This is a genomic window from Paenibacillus sp. DS2015, from assembly GCF_050433705.1.
Taxonomy (GTDB): Bacteria; Bacillota; Bacilli; order Paenibacillales; family Paenibacillaceae; genus Paenibacillus_AQ.
Genome location: NZ_JBNPWS010000026.1, coordinates 36736 through 58927 on the forward strand (window position 1 = coordinate 36736; position 22192 = coordinate 58927).

Genomic DNA, 22192 nt, shown 5'->3' on the forward strand with positions numbered 1-22192 from the left:
ACAGGCTTAATTGTCTGTTTTGAATAAATAAAAACGAATTCTGGGAGGACTATTTAAATGACAGTAAAAGTTGGTATTAATGGTTTTGGACGTATTGGACGCCTTGCTTTCCGCCGTATTCAAGCAGTGGAAGGAATTGAAGTAGTTGCGATTAATGACTTAACTGATGCTAAAATGTTAGCACATTTGTTGAAATATGATACGACTCAAGGACGTTTCAACGGTGACGTCGAAGTTCATGACGGATTCTTCAAAGTTGATGGTAAAGAAGTTAAGGTTCTTGCTAACCGTAACCCTGAAGAATTACCATGGGGAGATCTTGGTGTAGATATCGTTCTTGAATGTACTGGATTCTTCACTACTAAAGAAGCAGCTGAGAAGCATTTGAAAGGCGGCGCTAAGAAAGTCGTTATTTCCGCTCCAGCTACTGGCGACATGAAAACAATCGTTTTCAATGTAAACCACGAAATTCTTGATGGTACTGAAACTGTAATCTCTGGTGCTTCTTGCACAACGAACTGCCTTGCTCCAATGGCAAAAGTATTACAAGACAACTATGGTATTGTTGAAGGTTTGATGACTACAATCCATGCATATACAGGCGACCAAAATACTTTGGATGCTCCACACGCGAAAGGTGACTTCCGTCGTGCTCGCGCAGCAGCTGAGAACATCATCCCTAACACTACTGGTGCTGCTAAAGCAATCGGTCTAGTTATTCCTGCACTTGTAGGTAAATTAGACGGTGCAGCTCAACGTGTTCCAGTGGCAACAGGTTCATTGACTGAATTGGTAACAGTTCTTGAGAAGAACGTTACTGTTGACGAAATCAATGCTGCAATGAAAGCTGCTTCTGATGTTGATACTTATGGTTACACAGAAGACGAAATCGTTTCTTCTGATGTTAAAGGTATCACTTTCGGTTCTTTGTTTGATGCAACTCAAACAAAAGTATTGACTGTTGGCGACAAACAATTGGTTAAGACTGTAGCTTGGTATGATAACGAAATGTCATATACAGCACAACTTATTCGCACTTTGGAATACTTCGCTAAAATCGCTAAGTAATTCTTGAAGCGGCAACCATATAGAGCGGAAACAGAACTATTTGTTTCCGCTCTTTATAAATGTAAGTGGTATTCCTTAAATTCCTAATTATTAAAAATTAAATTATGGGTGTGGAGGAACAAGCGATGAATAAGAAGAGTGTACGTGATGTTGAAGTAACGGGGAAACGGGTATTTGTCCGTGTGGATTTCAATGTACCTGTAGAAGATGGTAAAATTACAGATGACAAACGTATTCGCGAAACATTGCCAACGATTAATTACTTGGTAGAACGCGGAGCAAAAGTTATTCTTGCAAGTCACATGGGACGTCCTAAAGGACAAGTGGTTGAGTCCTTGCGTTTAACAGCTCAAGCAGAACGTCTATCTGAATTGCTTGGCAAAAAAGTGATCAAAGCAGATGAGTCTGTAGGCGCTGCTGTGGAAGCGCAAATTGCTACAATGAATGACGGCGATGTATTAGTACTTGAGAATGTTCGCTTCCATGCGGGCGAAGAAAAGAACGATGCTGAATTGGCTAAGCAATTTGCTAAACTTGCTGATTTGTTTGTCAATGATGCTTTCGGTGCAGCTCACCGCGCGCACTCTTCAACTGAAGGAATTGCACATGTACTACCCGCTGTATCTGGTTTGTTGATGGAAAGAGAATTGTCTGTTCTAGGCAAAGCTATTCTTAATCCTGATCGTCCATTTACTGCAATCATTGGTGGTTCCAAGGTTAAGGACAAGATCGATGTTATCGACAACCTATTGAACATTGCTGATAACGTGCTAATCGGTGGCGGTCTGTCCTATACGTTCATGAAAGCTCAAGGATATGAAATTGGATTATCTTTGTGTGATGATGACAAATTGGATGCGGCGCTTGGATTTATACAAAAAGCTAAGGATCTTGGCAAGAACTTCTATCTTCCAGAAGATATCGTGATTGCGGATGATTTCAAAGCAGACGCTAACAAAGATACCGTGGATATTGGCAATATCCCAGATGGTTGGGAAGGCGTGGACATTGGACCTAAGACACGTGCCACATATGCTGAAGTCATTAAGAACTCCAAACTAGTTGTATGGAATGGACCTATGGGCGTTTTCGAACTTGAACCTTTCTCCCATGGTACACGTGAAGTAGCAGAAGCTTGCGCTACAACAGAAGGTTATACAATCATCGGTGGTGGTGACTCTGCAGCTGCGGCTGAGAAGTTCCAGCTTGCTGACAAAATGAATCACATCTCTACAGGCGGCGGCGCATCTCTTGAGTTCATGGAAGGTAAGGCACTTCCAGGCGTTGAGGCATTAAACGATAAATAATCAGTCTACAGGATTGATATTGTAAAGCAATAAAAAGGAGTGAATCACGTGAGAACACCTATCATTGCTGGTAACTGGAAAATGTTCAAGACGGTTCCAGAAGCGAAAACATTTATTGAAGCCATTAAAGGCAAGGCAGAAGTTAGTGGAGTAGAAGCTGTTATTTGTGCTCCATTCACGAATCTACCTGCATTGGTTGAAGCTGTAAAAGGAACATCAATCAAAATTGGTGCTCAAAACCTACATTTCGAAGATAACGGCGCATTCACAGGTGAAATTAGTGGTGTGATGTTGAAAGAGTTAGGCGTGGACTATGTGATCGTGGGTCACTCAGAACGTCGTGCTTACTTCGCTGAATCGGATGAAATTGTAAACAAGAAAGTTCATGCTGCATTCAAACACGGCATTACTCCAATCGTATGTGTTGGTGAAAAGCTTGAAGAGCGTGAAGCTGACCAGACTAAAGAAGTATGTAAAGTGCAAACAGAAGGTGCTTTGAAGGGATTAACGGCTGAGCAAGCAGCTCAAGTTGTTATCGCTTATGAGCCAATCTGGGCTATTGGAACAGGTAAATCTTCCACAGCACAAGATGCTAATGAAGTCATTTCTTATATCCGTGACCTTGTAAAAGGTTTGTATGGAACAAGCGTGTCTGATGTCGTGCGTATTCAATATGGCGGAAGTGTTAAGCCTGAGAATGTCGTTGAATATATGGGCCAAAGTGACATCGACGGAGCACTTGTCGGCGGTGCCAGCTTAGAGCCAACTTCTTATGTTCAGCTTGTTGAGGGGGCGAAGTAAGATGACTGCACCAAGACCGGTAGCATTAATCATTATGGACGGTTTCGGTTTGCGTAACACCGTGGAAGGTAACGCTGTAGCGCAAGCAAAGAAGCCCAATTATGATCGGTTTATGAGTAAGTATCCTCATACGACACTTACAGCTTGTGGAGAAGCGGTAGGTCTGCCACCAGGGCAGATGGGTAACTCTGAAGTTGGGCATTTGAATATTGGTGCCGGTCGTGTGGTGTATCAGAATCTTACTCGCATATCTAAATCGATTCGTGAAGGAGAATTCTTCGAGAATCCAACATTGGTAGAAGCCGTTCGTTACGCCAAAATCAACAAGAAGAAGCTGCATTTATATGGTCTTCTCTCAGATGGTGGCGTACATAGTCATATCGATCATCTGTTGGCTATGTTAGATCTTGCTAAGAAAGAAGGTCTGGATGAAGTTTACATCCATGCCTTTATGGATGGCCGTGACGTTGCTCCCGATTCAGGTATTTTATTCTTAGAACAGTTGAATGCTAAGATCGCCGAAGTCGGAATTGGTACAATCGCGACCGTTCAGGGTCGCTATTATGCGATGGATCGGGATAAACGTTGGGAACGGGTTGAGAAATCATATCGTGCTATCGTTTATGGTGAAGGTCCTAAGTATACGGATGCGCTTCAAGCCGTAAAAGAATCTTATGAGAAGTCTTTGTTTGATGAATTCGTAGAGCCTACAGTGATTGTAGATGCTTTGGGACAGCCGGTTGGAACGGTTGAGAGTGGAGATTCCATCATTTTCTTGAATTTCCGTCCAGACCGTGCTATCCAATTGTCTCAAGTCTTTACAAGTAAGGATTTCCGTGGTTTTGAGCTGGGTCCTAAGGCTCCACAGGACTTACATTTTGTATGTCTTACAATGTTCAGCGAGACGGTAGAAGGCTATGTTGCCTATGAACCTAAGAACTTAGATAATACGCTCGGAGAAGTTCTGGTTCAGAATAACAAGAAGCAACTACGTATTGCTGAGACTGAAAAATATCCCCATGTAACGTTTTTCTTTAGTGGTGGACGCGATGTGGAACTTCCAGGTGAAACACGTATCCTAATCAACTCTCCAAAAGTAGCTACCTATGATTTGCAGCCCGAGATGAGCGCATATCAAGTGGCAGATGCTTGTGTGAAAGAGATTGAAGCTGAGAATTTCGATACGATTATTCTGAACTTCGCTAACCCTGATATGGTTGGACACTCCGGTATGTTGGAGCCAACAATTAAGGCTGTAGAAGTGACGGATGAATGTATGGGCAGAGTGGTGGATGCTGTTCTTGCCAAAGGCGGAGTTGTATTGATTACAGCGGACCATGGTAATGCGGATATGGTATTTGATGAGAATGGTCGCCCATTCACAGCGCATACTACGAACCCTGTACCATTTATTGTTACAGATGAGAATGTTATTTTGCGTGAAGGCGGAGTATTGGCGGATATCGCGCCAACCATTCTTGATTTGATGCAGTTATCACAACCTGTTGAAATGACAGGAACAAGTGTAATTGCTAGTCGTAAATAAGATCACTATAATAAAGTAATGCAACTAATAAGAATAACAAAGGAGATTTAAATCATATGACTATTATTTCTGACGTGTATGCTCGCGAAGTCCTTGACTCTCGTGGTAACCCTACTGTTGAAGTTGAAGTTTATACAGAATCCGGTGCTCTAGGCCGTGCAATTGTTCCTTCCGGTGCTTCTACTGGTGCTCATGAAGCGGTTGAGCTTCGTGACGGAGACAAATCTCGTTACCTTGGTAAAGGTGTACTTCAAGCCGTGAAGAACGTAAATGAATTGATTGCTCCTGAAGTCATCGGTATGGATGCACTAGATCAACTAGGTATCGACAAAGTGATGATCGCTCTAGACGGAACACACAACAAAGGTAAATTAGGTGCGAATGCCATTCTTGCTGTATCTATGGCTGTAGCTCGCGCTGCTGCTGATGCTTTGGATCTGCCATTGTATGTCTACCTAGGTGGATTTAACGCGAAACAATTGCCAGTTCCAATGATGAACATCGTTAATGGTGGGGAACATGCCGACAACAACGTTGACGTTCAAGAATTCATGGTATTGCCAGTAGGAGCTCCTTCTTTCAAAGAAGCACTTCGTACAGGTGCTGAAATTTTCCACAGCTTGAAAGCTGTTCTTCAAGCTAAAGGTCTTAACACAGCTGTTGGTGATGAAGGCGGATTTGCTCCTAACTTTACTTCCAATGAAGAAGCATTGTCTACAATCATGGAAGCTATTGAAAAAGCAGGTTACAAACCAGGTGTTGATGTATTCCTAGGTATGGACGTTGCTTCTACTGAATTCTACAAAGATGGTAAATACCACTTGGAAGGCGAAGGTAAATCCTTCACATCCGCAGAATTCGTTGACCTACTTGTATCATGGGCTGACAAATACCCAATCATCACCATCGAAGATGGCTGTTCTGAAGATGACTGGGAAGGTTGGAAATTGCTTAGTGAGAAATTGGGCAACAGAATCCAACTTGTTGGTGATGACTTGTTCGTAACGAACACTGAGCGTCTTGGTAAAGGAATCGAAGAAGGTATCGGTAACTCTATCCTGATCAAAGTGAACCAAATCGGTACATTGACTGAAACATTTGATGCTATCGAAATGGCTAAACGTGCTGGTTATACAGCAGTTATCTCTCACCGCTCTGGTGAATCCGAAGATAGCACAATCGCTGACATCGCTGTAGCAACAAATGCAGGCCAGATCAAAACAGGTGCTCCTTCTCGTACAGACCGTATTGCGAAATACAACCAATTGCTTCGTATCGAAGATCAATTGGGTGAATTGGCACAATACGCAGGTATGAAGTCTTTCTACAACTTGAAAAAATAGTTCAATCTATATTAATAAAGCCAACCTCTGCAGAGGTTGGCTTATTTTTATGTGAATAGGATGTACACTATCACGGGATAAAGAATAAACAAATCTTGTTAAATGGATGGGCATTGTGGTACAATAAGAGTGCTGTTTTACTGACATAATGCTTATAAATACGACTTGGAATATATGACGATGTTTAACACGTTTAGGAGGTGGAATGAATGGAAATGTTATTTCAAATATTGTTAGTGATTTTCTCCATTGGTTTGATCGCGGTTGTTCTGTTACAAAAAGGGAAAAGCGCAGGTCTTTCCGGTGCCATCTCCGGCGGTGCTGAACATCTTTTTGGTAAGACTAAAGCTCGTGGTATGGACTTAGTGCTTCAACGTTTAACGGTTGTACTTGCTGCTGGGTTCATTATTCTTGCTGTAATTGTAGCTGTACTTGTAAAATAATGCTGTTGATCGGTCGAAAAACCTTCACTCTTTCAAAATTTAGGGGAGTGGAGGTTTTTTTTGAACCATTAGATGGTTAAATAAGTTAAAATAGTGTTATGTGCCATAACTTTGATTCATCCCCCTAGGTATCCTCGTGTACTTATCCCTTACTCCGCCTTAACCTTTATGCTGCTCCTACACATATTTACATTACGATTGTATAGGTCGAAAAAAGGGAATGTATACGGATCATACGGTAGTGAAGGAATGTAAGAGATTAAAATCGTGTATACTAGGGTATGAGTAAGTAAAGAACAATACAATATAAAGCGAAGGATACATAAGAACTTGCAGCTCTCTATATTCCTGCAAGTCATCTGAGGTGAATAAACATGATAACAAAAGAAGAAGTGCTTAATTTCATGCGGGAGACCGCTTATAAACCGATGACCTATCAGGAACTTGAACAGCATTTTGGGATTGATAATGCTCATGACTTCAAGGAATTCTTGAAGTTGTTAAATGCAATAGAACAAGAAGGAGAAATCATCCTTACTCGTACTAATCGCTATGGCGTCCCTGAACGGATGGATCTTCTACGTGGTCGATTACAAGCCCATGCTAAGGGATTCGCTTTCTTCATACCAGAAGATCGGGAACATCCAGACGTTTACATTAATGCGAATGATCTCAAGGGTGCAATGAATGGTGACATCGTGCTGATCCGAGTGACCTCTAAGAGTCAAGGCGGAGGTAAGCTAGAAGGTGAAGTCATACGTATTGTTAAGCGGGCAGTGACCCAAGTCGTGGGCGTGTTCCAGAACAATGAATCGTATGGTTTCGTGCTACCTGATGACAAGCGGATTAATCGTGATATTTTTATTCCCAAGAATGCATTTAATGGTGCTGTGAATGGGGAGAAAGTTGTCGTAAAAATCGTGAACTATCCAGAAGGCCGTGCGGCGGCTGAAGGTGAAGTTGCGGAGGTTCTGGGTCATAAGGATGATCCGGGTGTGGATATCATTTCTATCATTCGTAAGCATCAATTGCCAGAGGCTTTCCCAGATGTTGTGTTAGCTGAGGCTGATCAAGCCCCAGATTCGATTACAGAAGCTGAGATTATGGAACAAGGGCGGCGCGACCTGCGTCATAAGAACAACATTGTGACCATTGATGGTGAAGATGCTAAGGATTTGGATGATGCGGTCAATGTCGAACTGCTTCCTAATGGGAATTATCGACTGGGTGTGCATATAGCGGACGTAGGGTATTACGTACGGGAGAATTCCGACTTGGATATAGAAGCTTATAACCGGGGTTGTAGTGTATATTTAGTGGATCGCGTGATCCCTATGCTCCCACATCGTCTTTCGAATGGGATTTGTAGTCTTAATCCACAAGTGGACAGGCTAACGTTGTCTTGTGAGATGGAATTCGATGAGGATATGAAGGTGGTTAATCACGATGTGTTCACGAGTGTGATTAAGACCAAAGAACGTATGACATATTCGAATGTACGCAAGATTCTGGAGGATGAAGATCCTGAGCTTATGGAACGTTACGCTGATTTAGTCGGAGATTTCCGTCTAATGAAGGAACTTGCTATGAAGTTGCGTGGGAATCGGATGAAGCGTGGAGCGGTTGATTTTGACTTCCAGGAGTCCAAGGTTATTGTTAATGAGATGGGTAAAGCTGTAGATATAGTCAAAAGAGAACGTTCAGTTGCTGAGCAAATCATTGAGGAATTTATGCTTGCGGCTAACGAAACCGTGGCTGAGCATTTCCATTGGTTAAAAGTTCCGTTTATCTATCGTATCCATGAAAATCCAGATCCAGAAAAATTGCAGAATTTCATGGCTTTTGCGGCTAATTTCGGCTATCAAGTCAAAGGCAGAGGAAACTCAATTCATCCTCGTGCGCTTCAATCCTTGCTTGAGGATATTCAAGGAACGAAGGAACAGACCGTCATTAGTACGATGATGTTACGTTCGATGAAGCAAGCGAAGTATGATGCGGAGACTTCGGGCCATTTCGGATTGGCTGCAGAATACTATTCGCATTTCACATCACCGATTCGTCGTTACCCTGATCTAGCCATTCACCGTGTGATTCGTGAAGTGATTGAGAATAAGGGTGTATTATCTGCGAAGCGTCAAGAATATTTAGCGGCTCGGATGCCGGATGTGGCGCAACAATCGTCTGAGCGTGAACGTGTGGCAGTAGAAGCAGAGCGGGATACGGACCAGCTTAAGAAAGCAGAATACATGCTAGATAAGGTTGGTGAGGAATTCGATGGTATAATAAGCAGTGTGACAAGCTTTGGGATGTTCATTGAATTGGAGAATACGGTAGAGGGTCTGATTCGCTTAAGTGCGTTAACGGATGACTATTACCATTTTGACGAACAAATCATGTCATTGATTGGTGAACGTACATCGAAGGTATTCCGCATTGGCGATGAATTAAAGATCCGTGTAGCCAGAGTGAACATGGATGATCATACGATTGATTTTGAGTTGATTGATATGAAGCCACGTGCCGAAGGTAGCCGAGGTGGTGGGCGCGGTAACGGTAGCAGTAGTGGTGGATTGGGTCGAGGCGGTAAAGGTGCGGGTAGAGGTGCAGCTAGCTCTAGCGGAGGTCGTGGTGGTAAAGCATCAAGCGGCGTGAGTAAACCGATCGCGGGTAGTAATGCTACTGGGGGAAATAAAGCTTCCGGTAAGGGTAAGGCAGGTAAGGGCTCTGGTGGTAAAGGGGCAGATAAGAAAACACAACGAAATCATGGAGCTGGTAAAGGTATGGGGAGTATGGGGATTGAAAGTACACCAAGCGGGGCAAACCCTGTTGAGGGAAGCACGGTTGAAGGTAGTAGCCCAGCGATTGACAAGGGCGCTAAAACAGTTGAAGGCAATGGTATAAGTAAACGTAAACGCAGTAAAGGTACCGGCGGGGGTAGAACTACAGGTGGCAAGCCTGCAACCTCATCGTATAGTCGTTATGATAATGGTAAAAAAACACCACCACGTATTGGATTTAACTTTGGTTCTGGTAAGGGTGGATATGGTGCAGCTACACCTAGCGAACCTGAGCAACCAACTAAATCTTTTTCAGATGAAGGTAGTCGTAAATCTAAGCCTTCAGGTAAAGGTGGCGTCTTTCTAGGTGGTGCAGCTACACCAGGTAGCAGTGCTGAGGGAAGCGATGTGCGTAAGCACAAAAGTGGAGAAGAGAAATAGTCTACATGAATAAATAAGGTGGATCGGCAATGACAGGCTTTAGCTGCCTTGATTTTGCCTGATCCACTTGATACAATGGATTTCTATGGAGCGCTTGAATCCAGAAATCCTTTTTTTTATAATGATCTAAGGAGTGAGAACATGGGTAAGAATCATGGTGACGGGAAGGTCTTGGCCCAGAACAAGAAAGCTTCCCATGATTATTTTATAGAAGAAACGTATGAAGCTGGTATGGTGTTGACAGGCACAGAGATTAAGTCGCTACGAACAGGCAGATCGAACATCGGAGATGCGTTTGCAACCATTCGGAATGGTGAAATCAATATTCACAATATGCACATCAGCCCTTTTGAACAGGGGAACCGTAGCAATCCGATTGACCCTACAAGAACACGTAAATTGCTTATGCACAAGCTCCAAATTAAGAAACTGATTGGACTTTCGAAGCAAGAAGGCTATACTATTGTTCCACTTAAGATTTATATTCGTAATGGATATGCGAAGCTGCTATTGGGTCTTGGTAGAGGGAAGAAGGAGTATGACAAACGTGATACAGCTGCCAAACGCGATGCACAGCGTGATATACAGCGTGCGTTACGTGAGAAGCAGAAGATTGCAAGATAGGTAAGGAATGGTGAGGACTACGTGTCTCATGACCCCTATTGGCAATCATCACCTGAAATTCCTTGAACTAAGTATCATAGAGCAGTGGAAATGTGATATACTAAGTTATACGAGATCGTTAGATCTTGTTAAATGATTACCTTCTAGTGGTCCTTTTTCATGGAGGAAAAGGATACTGAATAGAACATCATGTCTTGGCTACTCAAGATTCTATCCTAGAAGCCCTTTATATTAAGGGGGCGTTTATGGATTCGACGGGGATAGTTTGAGCATGGGTAGCGGGTAGTGGGGACGCGTCCGCTTTATCAACGCTAAAGCCTATTAAATGGCAAAACTCAAAACAACTACGCTTTCGCAGCCTAAGAAACTGTGAGCGTGCTCCTACCTAGCATCGTCCATGTGACTAGGCTAGGGGCTAACCAGTAGTGGAATACGCTGTCTCATCTCCGCCTGGGGTGAGCTGAAGAAGATAATCAGGCTGACCCAACGTATAGCCGGTTACGGGGCGATACTCGGGTGACATCAAAACTGTGACTACACCCGTAGAATCTTATGTGTCGATATTTTCGGACAGGGGTTCGACTCCCCTCGCCTCCATACTTATTATCAGAAGAGACACCGTTTAGGTGTCTTTTTTTGTATCATTTTACGGCATTTCATATCTGGATTAGCAGTTGGGTATGGTATAATAGTTGTAAATATAGAAACTCATATGATGGCAAACGGATACGAGAAGATGCCAGTGGGGGAAAATTTGAAATCATTTACGATATAACTGGGAAACGTACTGAACTTGTGAATCATGACTAATGATCAAGCTATATTGACCGTTTTTGCGGGTACCAATGGGGCGGGGAAAAGCACAATCAGTTTTCAAATGAAGGATTACGTTGGGGTTATCATTGATCCAGACCAGATAGCAAGGACCATAAATCCGGATAATCCAAGAAATGCGGATTTATCTGCTGGTATGAGCTTGAGGGCGAAAGGTTGCATCCCATTGAAAGGGCATCGATTGTTCATGTTGATTTTGTTGGATTCCATCCTTTCATTGATGGGAATGGAAGAACAGCACGATGGTTACTAAATTTTGAACTAATGAAAAACGGTTATTCTCCTATTGTCATTCCAAAAGAGTATTGAAGTGAGTATTATATGGTAATGGATCATGCTCACACAGGTGGCAACTCTCCTCGTATCAACGTTGTAAACCCAGTCCGCAGAGGACTGGGTTTTGTTTTGCTTAAAGGTGAACTTTAGTGGCTCTCTATTTTAAGGTTACTTTGTTGTCTGAGAGGCTACATTCATACATTATAAGCTAACATAGACATGAGGACGTTTTCCTTGTTTACGAATCTATTGTTTGGTAATACTAATCACTATAATAATAGATTGGGAGAATGATTATGACGTTAATGACTCGAGAAAAAGAAAATGAATTCCAGATGGTTGATTACAAACGCTTTATTAAAAAAATGATTGAAAAAGGGGCCTTATTTTCTTTATTTAAGCAAGGAACTATGATGATCCGCGACATGACGTCGGATGATACACCGGAGTTTACACAGGAGATGATTGTTGAATTTTTGAATTTATTGAAAGAGGTTACTGATGATTGCTTAAACTGTCCTAAATGTTACATAGTCTATGCTTTTAGGGTTTGTACTGGGCTCAGTTATGATCATAATAATGCAATCGAGCTTACTTGTGGTGGGTGTGGGGACTGTTATAGTCATTCTGAAAAAAAAGTTTGCGAATCTTATTTTAATATCATGGCTTGGAAAGAGGTGGATAACCTAAGAAGACGGTCTAAGGGATTTACTATAGTGTTTAGACTTGGAGGTCCTAATAAAGCAACTCTTTGTGTATATAATGACAAAGGGAAGCGACCAGAGATTTGGATTAATGGTTACCAAATCTTTGAACCTGAAGTGGTAAGAATGTATTGGAACTCCTCAAAAGAGTTAATTAAACAGTGGAGATTGGGGAAGGATCTAGAAGTAAGTTATACCCAAACTGAAAATGAAAAAATATATGTTTTGGATAACGTCAAAGAGAAGCTGTTCGTGACCAAATCGTAAGTATTTTAGATCAAGAGGAACGGATCTTTATCGCTTGGATGATACTAGACTGGATACGTTGTTTCTTGTACATCCCATATCATGGACGGGACATGTTTGTCCCCTTCGACATTAAGACCATTTATAGCATAGAAAGTAGCCCCATGTTCTATTGGTGTGGTTTAGGAACAAGTATGAATGGAACTTTTTATGTGATCCAGCAAAGCATGTTTGATAGTATAGCCTGTCAAGTTAGCCCTTTTTGTAGTTGAAAACAAATCTTAAGAATGGTGAAGTCTACTTATAGCACTGTTTTTTTGATATAATTAGTTGTAGAAGGTATTTTCTTTAGGAAAGGCGGACAGACTATATGAATATAAATGTAGTAAGTCGGAGTAAGAAGAGGATGTCACTTGTGAAGAAGTATTCTGATAAGACAAAAATGAATGCTTTACTCTATGCTAAAGCATCACTTGCAATTGAAGGGATGTATCTTACTACTAAAGAAGAACAATTAGTAGTAAGACGAGTTAACGGTGAGTTAGGGGATACTGAATTTTTATCTCGTGCTATGGAAATTGCAAAAGGTGTATGATCAAGGTAATTTGTATCTGTTAACTTAAAAGTACGCCAACGTAATCATTTAAAACTCCCCCACCCAAACCGATATAACCCATAGAATCATAACGATGATGTGGGGGTTGGGAGAGATGATCAGTTTGATTCAAAAACAGAATATTATCTTGATGCATTATCGAGAAGGAAGATCACAGAGAGAGATTGGCCGAATGACAGGAGTGGATCGTAAGACCATTCGTAAATACATTGAGAAATATGAAGAACAAAGAAAGGAACTGCTCCGTGGAGAAGGTGGGCAGATTGAGCTTATTCGTAATATTGTAGAAACCCCGACGTATACAACAGGAAAACGACCCAAGCGTAAATTAACAGAAACTATGGAGCAAACCATTCAGAAGCATCTAAATGAGAATGAAGTGAAACGACAAAAAGGGCAGCGTAAACAGCAAAAGAAGCCGATGGATATATATGAAGCCATGGCGGCAGATGGTGCAGATATCAGTTACAGCACTGTGTTACGTGTCATTAGGCAACTAGAACAACAAACGAAAGAAGCCTATATTAAAGCTTCATATGAACCTGGTGATGTATGTGAATTCGATTGGGGTGAAGTCAAACTTACGGTGAATGGAACGCTTCGTGTATTCCAAATGGCTGCTTTCACCTCTGCTTATGGGAACTTTCGTTATGCTTATCTGTTCACTAAACAAACCACAGAGTGCTTTCAAGAGGCCCATGCCAGATTCTTCGAACAAGTAAACGGTGTGTATAAAACTCTTGTCTACGACAATATGAAAGTTGCAGTTAAACGCTTTGTCGGTAGAGAGAAAGAACCCACGGATGGACTGCTACAACTATCCATTTACTATGGCTTTGGGTTTCGATTCTGTAACGTCCGTAGTGGCAACGAAAAAGGTCATGTGGAGCGAACCGTTGAGGTCGCGCGTCGTAAAGCATTCGCCTTTCGGGATACGTTTGAGACCTTGGAGGAAGCTAATATCTATCTACTAGAAATATGTGATCGACTGAACAATAAGTCTCAAGACCTCCGGGAGGGTAAGTCAGCGACCGTTTGTTTAGAGGAGGAACGACCTTTCTTATTAGCAAAATTGCCTAGCTTTGACGCAGCACGTGTCACACATGCACGAGTGGATAAATATGCAACGGTCGTTGTGGACCAGAACCATTACTCCGTTCCCGATCATCTTGTGGGTAAGCTCGTCTTCGTTAAAATCTACTCTGGTCTCATTCAATGTTTTGTTGAGGAAACGAAGATCGCTGAACATCACCGACTGGTTGGATGTCATGAATGGCGATTGGAACTTGGTCATTACCTTGAAACCCTAAAGAAAAAGCCTGGCGCATTAGCCGGTAGCACGGCACTTGCGCAGGCTCAATCCCACATCAAACATATATATGAGACTTATTATACCAGACATGAAAAGGATTTTGTAGAGTTGCTACAATATATGTTTAACGAAGCCAATCTGGAAGAAGTGCAACATAGCATTCAGCAATTATGCCATATACACCCGAGCCATGTAACGACAGATAAAATAAAAGCGTTATGTGCAAAAAGACGAGATATAACAGCGCCTCCTCTACAATATTCAAAAGCCTCTCAGGCCATATTAACGCATGCTAAAGCACAATTACGTCAATATGACGAACTGTTCGGCACACACACTATACAAATGAAAGAGGTGATTGCATGAGTCAATCCCCACGAAAAGCATGGATGGAGTCCGTCATGACGTCCTGTACGGAATTGAAACTTTCAATGATACGGCAACATGTCGAAGAGCAGATTCAAGAAGCAAATCAAAAGGAGATGTGCTATGAAGAGCTTTTGGCACATCTGCTGCAAAAGGAATGTGATGCAAGGCTTGAAGCATCTCGGTACAACCGTATTCGTTCAGCCAAATTCACACACAAGAAATATCTAGAGGATTTATCCGTCAACGATTTGCCTGAAGATGCACAAAAGAAGCTGAAGCAATTGAAAAGCTTAGACTTTATTAAGGAGGGACGCAACGTCATCTTGTCTGGAAATCCAGGTACGGGTAAGACCCATCTAGCTTTGGGACTCGGGATTAAGGCTTGTATGGAGGGCTATAAGGTGTGGTTCACGACAGTCCCCTTGCTGATTAACCAGATTAAAGAATGCCGATCACAGCAAACACTTCGTGCCTTTCAGAATCGGTTCGAGAAATACGATCTAGTTATTGCCGATGAGATGGGTTACATTTCATTTGACAAGGAAGGATCGGAGCTCTTATTTACTCATCTGTCCCTTCGTGCCGGTCGTAAATCTACGATTATTACAACCAATTTGTCATTTGAACGTTGGGGAGAGATTTTCCAAGACCCCGTCATGACCGCAGCTATGATTGATCGCTTGACGCATCAATCCTACATCGTGAATATGAATGGGAATTCGTATCGCATGAAGGAAACGAAGGAGTGGTTATTAAAGCAGCAACTAGGATAATTGAAGCACTACTCCACCAATCCACCTATCTATCGCTTGGAGAAATTTCCTCATCTACGTTGTACTATTATTTCATAGGTGGGGGAGTTTTAAATGCTCATGTGGGGGAATTTTCAGTTGACAATTACAGTAATTCAAGGTATTGTTATCCAGATAGTGATGTGTTGATTAATGTACCAGGATTTATAGAACAAAAACAATTGGATGCATTTGAAAGAATTGTAACTCTAGACCGACTAAGATTGCTCTATTTAAAGCCATTAAAGGATAAATACAACCGCAGTCATTTATGTAATATCCATAGATTTATTTTTAAAGATGTTTATCCTTTTGCGGGAGAATTACGTGATGAGGATATTGCTAAAGATAACTTTCTTTTTGCTAATGTACAATTCTTGGTGAGTCAAACGGATCAACTACTTGATGAACTTAGAAATGAGGATATATTAAAGAATCTACCATTCGATATGTTTATAGAGAGATTAACGTATTATCTTACAGAGTTGAATGTACTTCATCCATTTAGAGAGGGGAATGGTCGTACTCAACGGGAGTTTATACGTTGTATAGCACTAGAGTCTAATTATAGTATAGATTGGGGAAGTGTTGATGCTTCTACAATGCTGAAGGCTATGATTCAGTCACCTTTCGACAATACAAGATTAAACAATGTTTTATATACAATCACAAAGAAAAATGAATAGGTTTTTACGTAGTTTATTTAATCATGTATGTAAGCGACATGATTAATAACCTGTGTACGAGTTTTTAGGGTAACATCAAATCTGTAACTACACCCATCGCGAAGCGCATCTTATGTGTCGATATTTTCGGACAGGGGTTCGACTCCCCTCGCCTCCATACTTATTATCAGAAGAGACACCATTTTGGTGTCTCTTTTGTTTGTTCTGTATATGTGGTGAAGTTACTGGAGACTTGGTGTGACTGAGTTTTCGTTCTTAAGAAGGCTGTAATAGTATAGTTGGTAGCTCTCTTGCACGATGAAAATCAATTATTACGGATTGACATTGTCAAGGTAATGAGCTATTTTATAGTTAATAAAAAATGGATCTAGCAGACATGTCTAATAGATATAATGGAGTGATGGTAATTATGCAGGACAAAATAATTCTGGGATTGCTTTTAGATGGTGACAAATCATCCTATGATATCAAAAAAAATATGGAAATGAGCACAGGATTTTTTTACAATTCAAGTCAAGGAAGTATTCAACCGGCTTTGAAAAAGCTGCTTCAGAACGGGCATGTTACATTTTCTGAAGAATATCAAGGAGCGAGAGTAAAGAAAGTCTATGCAATTACAAAAGAAGGGGAGAAAGAATTTATAGAATGGGCAGATGAGGAAATATCCTTAGAAAAACCTAGAGACCCAGCACTTGTTAAGATTTTTTTCTCGAATTATGTTGAGCTAGATAGGCAACTAGAAATGATAGAAGAGTATTTGCATGAAATTAAAAATGTAATAGCTATTATGAGGAGAATGGAACAAATTTCATTAGAACAGATTAAGAATAGTGAGCAAGCATTGGAGAATGGAAAGATAAAAAGCAGAATGGCTACATTACAATTTGGAATGGATTATTATATTTTTCTGAATGAGTGGTATGAGAAATACTTAAGACAATTAAGAAATGATAACTGATATGTAGGGGGGGATATGATGAAAGTAAATGATAAAAAAACGCTGAGGAATATTATTGTTTTTTCACTCATTGTATTGAGTTGTGGGTGGGTCGGACGTCTTGTGGATTTGAAAGCTACTACAGATGCTAGTGGCAGTCTTGGACAGCTTATATGGATTGTTTCACCTCTTCTCGGAATGATTATTATTCGTACATTTAGGGGAGATGGATGGAGAGATTTGGGTATTAAGCCAAGATTCAAAAAGAATATATTTCTTTATCTTGTGAGTATACTTTTTTTTCCTATTAGTACAATAATTATCGTGTTGATTGGACACAACTTAAAGTTGATGGATGCATCCATTTTGTCCCCTTTATTTTTAACTGTATTTGCAGCAGCTCTCATACCTAGTTTTACAAAAAATATATTTGAAGAATTTGCGTGGAGAGGTTATCTAACTCCGAAGCTGTTCTCCCTTGGATACAACAGACTTTTAATTCATATTTACGTCGGAGTAATCTGGGCCGCGTGGCATATTCCCTACTTATTAATTCTAACAGACACTACAGAAGGTATGATCACTTTTATTCCACGAGTTATGATAGGACTTATTGTTCAATCCATCGTGTATGGAGAAATACGGCTTAGAACGAATAGTGTGTGGCCAGCTGTAATTATGCATACTATAGGAAATGCTTTTGTAGACAGCCTTATATTACATAAATATCTGAATATACGAACGGAATTCAACTATTTGGTAACGCCCAGTCCTGAAGGAGTACTGGCCATATTGATTACTGCGATTACTGGTATATGGTTGTATAAGATGCGAAAGAACAAACGGGAGCAGAGTTCAACGATGACATCGAATGATACTAAATAAAATTATTTATGCATGAAAAATAAACTGTGAGTGTACTCCTACCTAGCATCGTCCATGTGACTAGACTAGGGGCTAACCAATAGTGAAATACGTTGTCTCATCAACGCCTGGGTGAGCTGAAGAAGACAATCAGGCTGACTCAACGCATAGCGGGTTACGGGGCGATACAGCATATGCTTTCGGTGCTAGCCATTGCTCCGCAATGACTTTCAGGTGACATCAAAACTGTAACTACACCCATCGCGAAGCGCATCTTATGTGCCAATATTTTCGGACAGGTGTTCGACTCCCCTCGCCTCCATTAGAAAGAATCTATGTAAAATAAGTGTTGGAAGTCTAGAGACAATAATGCACATAATATAAATAATAATAATGGAGGTTGTTGAAGTGAAAAAACTTTTTATTACTTTATCCACAGCAGCAGTGTTGGTTCTTGGAGGTTGCTCATTACTTGAAGATGTAAATAATACCGTAACGTATGTTACTGAAGCTACTGATTATGCAAATAATGTAGATACTTTTGTAAGTGAAGTTCCTGCCCTTGCTAAGCAAGCCGTCAGCAATGAACAGACATTATTGGAACTGGAGACAAAGCTAAAGGATATGAAGGAAGAGATGGGGACGTTTAATGAACTTCAAGTACCAGAAATAGCAACTGATCTCCATCAGCAAATTATTGATCACAACCAGAAAGCCGGAGAAGGAATTGATTTTCTTCTTAACGATATTGAGGACGGCAAGCTTAATCCTGCAGCACTTGAAAATATAGAAATATTTCAGCCTTTGCAGGGTATATCAAATGCCATTAAACAAATTAAACAATTGGGACAGTAAGAAAAGACAAGTTAGGGACTTGGGTGTTTAAACCGTTGTTATAGTCCTTTTTATAGGTTACTGATTGGGATAAGGACACTATAATGGGATACGCTTCTCGGTCTCGCCTGGGTCGAACGGAAGTAGACAATCAGGCTGACCCAACGAGCAGTGCGAATGTGTAAGCCACCTCTCCAAGCACCCTTCGGTGGCGAATGTGGATTTACCACGCCACGGTTCGCCTCCATACTTATTATCAGAAGAGACACCGTAGCGTTTAGGTGTCTTTTTTGTTTGTTCTGTAACATGTTTGCTGTTACTAGGTTTATGGCATCTGCTGTACTTTACTTTTATAGTACAATCCGACGTCTGATGTAACAAACAGACAAGATAATGCAAGAAAACGTAATATAGTAGTTTTAACTATATTTCGCAAGTAATATGAGTTGTGAGAGGGAGGAGGCATAAAATTGAAGGTTATATTTGAAGCTGATGCAGGGATAGATCGAAGTATTACAAAAGTCATAACCAATCCTGCTGAACAAGAAAATTGGATACATATTGAAGAAGCACTAAATAACACTGAAAAAAAGATTGTAGTCATCAACGCTAAAAATAACCGTAATGTTCAAATCTTGTTAAGTTCTATTGCAGTTATAGAATCGGAAGATCGAATGTGTAGTATACGTGTTATTACCGGAGAAATGTTTCTTCTCAATAAACGATTGAAATTTGTCGAAGAAAGCCTGAATTCACACTTTTTGAAAATTAATAATCAAACCATCGTGAATACAAGCTATATTAAGGAGTTTTCATCAACAGATAATGCAAGAATTAAAGTGATATTAAATGACAATTCCAGCTACTTTGTCAGTCGGTTTTACATTAAAAATTTTAGGGGGAAACTATCATGATAAACCAATTGAAACATTCATTTTTTCAAGTATTTACTGTGACTTTATTGTGGGTGATCTTACTTGTAACTGTTTTTTTTAAGGATCAATCGATCCGTATCGTATATATGTGGAATGTTGTAGGTATCGCTATGATTTCAGCCGCAATATTTGGGGTTATTTATAATGTCCTATGGAATCACTTCACTTTAAAACCAATTTGGAATATTGTTATCTCTTCAACTTTCAATACTTTAGGCGGAATCGTCGCTGTTTGGTTATTTTCAAAAGATATGTTTCATTTCATAGCACCTTGGTTTCCGGGGATGTTGTTGTTATCTGTTGTATTGCATACCATTGCCTTTTATTTTTACGCTAGAATGGATAGTAAAAAGAAGGCTGAAGAGTTGAACAAGATTCTGAAGTAACGATTTCTGATTGCTTGGAATAAATACTTCACCATCTATCTTTAGAAGATTAAAGGTGATTGTAAAAGCCTCCAAGGTTTCTCTATACTTTCTGAGGCGTTTTACGTTTGCATTCATGATAATATCTTCTTTTGTTTTCAGATGAGACTTACTGTTCTTCTTGTCTGGGACGGCTGAGTATAAGGGGTCATCAGCCCCACCTTCAATAACTCTAGATGGTATTCGCCCCAAGAAAGCTTAGAAAAAAGATGGGCCTATCGAAAGAATCCGATAGGCCCACCGACCATTAGTAATCTGCCAGTCCGAGATAGTGCAGCGAGATAACGTTCTCGTAGCCTAGCGCCGCCCGCAGATTCTGCTTATTGCTTACGGTTAGATTGGCGTACGCTGCCTGTGCTTCGTGGAAGCTTTGTAGACGCTTCTTACCACTCTCGATTGCCTCATAGTACTTGTAGACAAAGAAAAACGGATTATTTTCCTTCAGAAGTTCCTTGTCCACCGCGATGTAGTCGTGCCAGTCGTCTCCTGTCTCTCCTACCGGCGTGGGGATCGGGAGCCACAGGTAATTCGCGACATCTCTGTTGTAGGTCGGAACGGTATAGGCGATAGGGTTGATCATCTTCCCTTTCGCCATTCCGTCGTGGATGATGCTGTTCGTGTCCAGTCCCTTGGCGGAACCCATGCCCCAGAAAAAGGCCGTATAGTAGTTGGAGTTCAGGCTGGCCGCGCTTTTGCGGTCGAAGAAGTAATCCTTTCCACTCTTTTTCAGAGCGGCTCCCTCGGTACCTCCATCGCTACCCACTACGAGATCCATTACCCCGGAGTTATTCTCCTTCGCCAGATTCGCGGCGAGATCCTTATAGTAGATGCGAAGATCAGTATTACTGAAGAGACCGAATTCTTTTTCCTCTTTCATTCGCTTCATGAAATAGGCAATGTCGTCCTGAGCGATATCATCTTGAATTTCGTAAGGGGCCGAGATCGCGACGGTCGGAACGGACTTGCCTTCGATCTGCTTGCGGTAAGCCTCATAGTTGCTGACATACTTGGAGATTTCCCCTTTCGTCAGCGGAAGGCGCGAGACAGACCATTCCGGAACGATGCTGATCTGCTGATTCTCCTGAATGATACCGTAGACGGTGACATCCGTCAGGTATTTGCTGTCGCTGTTGAAGTTGGAGTAGAAGAGGTCGGACACGAACTTTTCGTTCTTGTTGTGCTCAACGCCGTTCCATTCGGAATTACCTTCTAAGGGCTTCAACTTATGGACGTAGGAGAAGGAAGGCACGTCGCTCGCCAGACCGAAGATTTGGATTCCGGCGATCTTGCCACCGAGCTTTGCCTGTTCTGCCTTCAGAGCGTCATACAGTTTCGGTGCAGTTGCGTATTGGCTCGCGTCGAAGATGATGTTATTGGTGCTCTTAAAATTGGTGGAGAATCTTCTAATCGCGTCAAGGTCGGTAGCGGCCACCTTACTGCTGTTGTAGACGAAGAAGTAGTTATCAAGCTGGACGACTGCGGCACCAGTAGTAATGATTACTTGTTGTTTAGCGTTGTCCCACTTTACGTCGGCACCGAGGCTTTCTGCAACAAAGCGAGCGGGTACGAATGTACGACCTTTGATTTGTGTGGAGGGTGCATCCAGTGTTACGGTCTTGCCATTAACAGTAGCTTTCTTTTCGTTCAGGACGAGAGCTACTGCTATATCACCTTTGTTACCTGAGACAGTTTGGTTTTTTTCGTTCCAACCAACTTTGGCTCCAAGACCTTCGAAGATCTGGCGAAGTGGAACCATAACGCGTCCATTGATCATTTGAGGTGGGACGTCGAAGCTGACGAAGCGTCCGTCGATTGATACGTTGATTTCTGAGTTTCCAGCGCCACTAGCGTTGGCGAAACTACCGAAGGGAAGCAAGGTAACGATAAGTAATAAAAGAATCAAAGAATTACAGCGAATTTTCTTCATGTGCTTAATACCCCCTATATTATTCCAACAGAATGCATTATACTTTATTTTTCGACTTTCAGAAACAACAGAATAATGAAAAAAGA

20 protein-coding genes and 1 other RNA gene are annotated in these 22192 nt (G+C 41.3%); 20 read left to right on the forward strand and 1 reads right to left on the reverse strand.

Annotated elements, in window-relative coordinates; translation table 11 throughout:
* The first annotated feature begins 57 nt into the window (after positions 1-57).
* From gap to J2T13_RS19500, 20 genes are all read left to right on the forward strand, one after another.
* On the forward strand, positions 58-1068 hold the full coding sequence (gene gap, locus J2T13_RS19405) for a type I glyceraldehyde-3-phosphate dehydrogenase (RefSeq protein WP_429374013.1): 1011 nt from the start codon (positions 58-60) through the stop codon (positions 1066-1068).
* Between the two features lie 125 nt (positions 1069-1193).
* Positions 1194-2375: a phosphoglycerate kinase gene (locus J2T13_RS19410; protein WP_429374014.1), complete on the forward strand. Its 1182-nt coding sequence runs from the start codon at positions 1194-1196 to the stop codon at positions 2373-2375.
* 48 nt (positions 2376-2423) lie between these two features.
* On the forward strand, positions 2424-3176 hold the full coding sequence (gene tpiA, locus J2T13_RS19415) for a triose-phosphate isomerase (protein WP_429374015.1): 753 nt from the start codon (positions 2424-2426) through the stop codon (positions 3174-3176).
* A 1-nt stretch (position 3177) separates the two neighbouring features.
* The gene (gene gpmI, locus J2T13_RS19420; protein ID WP_429374016.1) at positions 3178-4722 is read left to right on the forward strand and encodes a 2,3-bisphosphoglycerate-independent phosphoglycerate mutase; all 1545 of its coding nucleotides are present in this window, start codon (positions 3178-3180) and stop codon (positions 4720-4722) included.
* Positions 4723-4778: 56 nt separating this feature from the next.
* Positions 4779-6065, forward strand: coding sequence for a phosphopyruvate hydratase (gene eno, locus J2T13_RS19425; RefSeq protein ID WP_429374017.1), 1287 nt, complete (start codon positions 4779-4781; stop codon positions 6063-6065).
* Between the two features lie 209 nt (positions 6066-6274).
* Positions 6275-6508 (forward strand): preprotein translocase subunit SecG, encoded by a 234-nt coding sequence (gene secG / locus J2T13_RS19430; protein ID WP_429374018.1) that lies wholly within the window; start codon positions 6275-6277, stop codon positions 6506-6508.
* A 374-nt stretch (positions 6509-6882) separates the two neighbouring features.
* Complete coding sequence (rnr, locus tag J2T13_RS19435; RefSeq protein WP_429374019.1) at positions 6883-9726, forward strand: ribonuclease R; 2844 nt, start codon at positions 6883-6885, stop codon at positions 9724-9726.
* 141 nt (positions 9727-9867) lie between these two features.
* Positions 9868-10350 carry an SsrA-binding protein SmpB gene (smpB, locus tag J2T13_RS19440; RefSeq protein WP_429374020.1) on the forward strand — a complete coding sequence of 161 codons (483 nt, stop codon included), beginning with the start codon at positions 9868-9870 and terminating at the stop codon, positions 10348-10350.
* Positions 10351-10585: 235 nt separating this feature from the next.
* Positions 10586-10950, forward strand: a transfer-messenger RNA (tmRNA) gene (gene ssrA / locus J2T13_RS19445).
* Positions 10951-11340: 390 nt separating this feature from the next.
* A complete protein-coding gene (locus J2T13_RS19450) occupies positions 11341-11493 on the forward strand; it encodes a Fic family protein (protein WP_429374021.1) in 153 nt (50 codons plus the stop codon).
* 263 nt (positions 11494-11756) lie between these two features.
* Positions 11757-12431 (forward strand): hypothetical protein, encoded by a 675-nt coding sequence (locus tag J2T13_RS19455; protein ID WP_429374022.1) that lies wholly within the window; start codon positions 11757-11759, stop codon positions 12429-12431.
* A gap of 394 nt (positions 12432-12825) precedes the next feature.
* The gene (locus J2T13_RS19460) at positions 12826-13005 is read left to right on the forward strand and encodes a hypothetical protein (RefSeq protein WP_429374023.1); all 180 of its coding nucleotides are present in this window, start codon (positions 12826-12828) and stop codon (positions 13003-13005) included.
* A 115-nt stretch (positions 13006-13120) separates the two neighbouring features.
* Positions 13121-14704: an IS21 family transposase gene (gene istA / locus J2T13_RS19465; RefSeq protein WP_429374024.1), complete on the forward strand. Its 1584-nt coding sequence runs from the start codon at positions 13121-13123 to the stop codon at positions 14702-14704.
* A 23-nt stretch (positions 14705-14727) separates the two neighbouring features.
* Positions 14728-15480 (forward strand): IS21-like element helper ATPase IstB, encoded by a 753-nt coding sequence (gene istB / locus J2T13_RS19470; protein ID WP_429374041.1) that lies wholly within the window; start codon positions 14728-14730, stop codon positions 15478-15480.
* On the forward strand, positions 15453-16184 hold the full coding sequence (locus J2T13_RS19475; protein WP_429374025.1) for a Fic/DOC family protein: 732 nt from the start codon (positions 15453-15455) through the stop codon (positions 16182-16184). Before istB ends, J2T13_RS19475 begins: the two co-directional genes overlap by 28 nt.
* Positions 16185-16593: 409 nt before the next feature.
* Positions 16594-17142, forward strand: coding sequence for a PadR family transcriptional regulator (locus J2T13_RS19480; RefSeq protein WP_429374026.1), 549 nt, complete (start codon positions 16594-16596; stop codon positions 17140-17142).
* Positions 17143-17157: 15 nt separating this feature from the next.
* The gene (locus J2T13_RS19485) at positions 17158-18006 is read left to right on the forward strand and encodes a CPBP family glutamic-type intramembrane protease (RefSeq protein ID WP_429374027.1); all 849 of its coding nucleotides are present in this window, start codon (positions 17158-17160) and stop codon (positions 18004-18006) included.
* Between the two features lie 387 nt (positions 18007-18393).
* The gene (locus J2T13_RS19490; protein ID WP_429374028.1) at positions 18394-18840 is read left to right on the forward strand and encodes a DUF6376 family protein; all 447 of its coding nucleotides are present in this window, start codon (positions 18394-18396) and stop codon (positions 18838-18840) included.
* 449 nt (positions 18841-19289) lie between these two features.
* Complete coding sequence (locus J2T13_RS19495; protein WP_429374029.1) at positions 19290-19733, forward strand: LytTR family DNA-binding domain-containing protein; 444 nt, start codon at positions 19290-19292, stop codon at positions 19731-19733.
* The gene (locus J2T13_RS19500; RefSeq protein ID WP_429374030.1) at positions 19730-20140 is read left to right on the forward strand and encodes a hypothetical protein; all 411 of its coding nucleotides are present in this window, start codon (positions 19730-19732) and stop codon (positions 20138-20140) included. The genes J2T13_RS19495 and J2T13_RS19500 overlap by 4 nt, the downstream gene beginning before the upstream one ends.
* 286 nt (positions 20141-20426) lie before the next feature.
* Here J2T13_RS19500 and J2T13_RS19505 read toward each other — a convergent pair whose 3' ends face one another.
* Complete coding sequence (locus J2T13_RS19505; RefSeq protein ID WP_429374031.1) at positions 20427-22106, reverse strand: copper amine oxidase N-terminal domain-containing protein; 1680 nt, start codon at positions 22104-22106, stop codon at positions 20427-20429.
* Between the last annotated feature and the right edge of the window lie 86 nt (positions 22107-22192).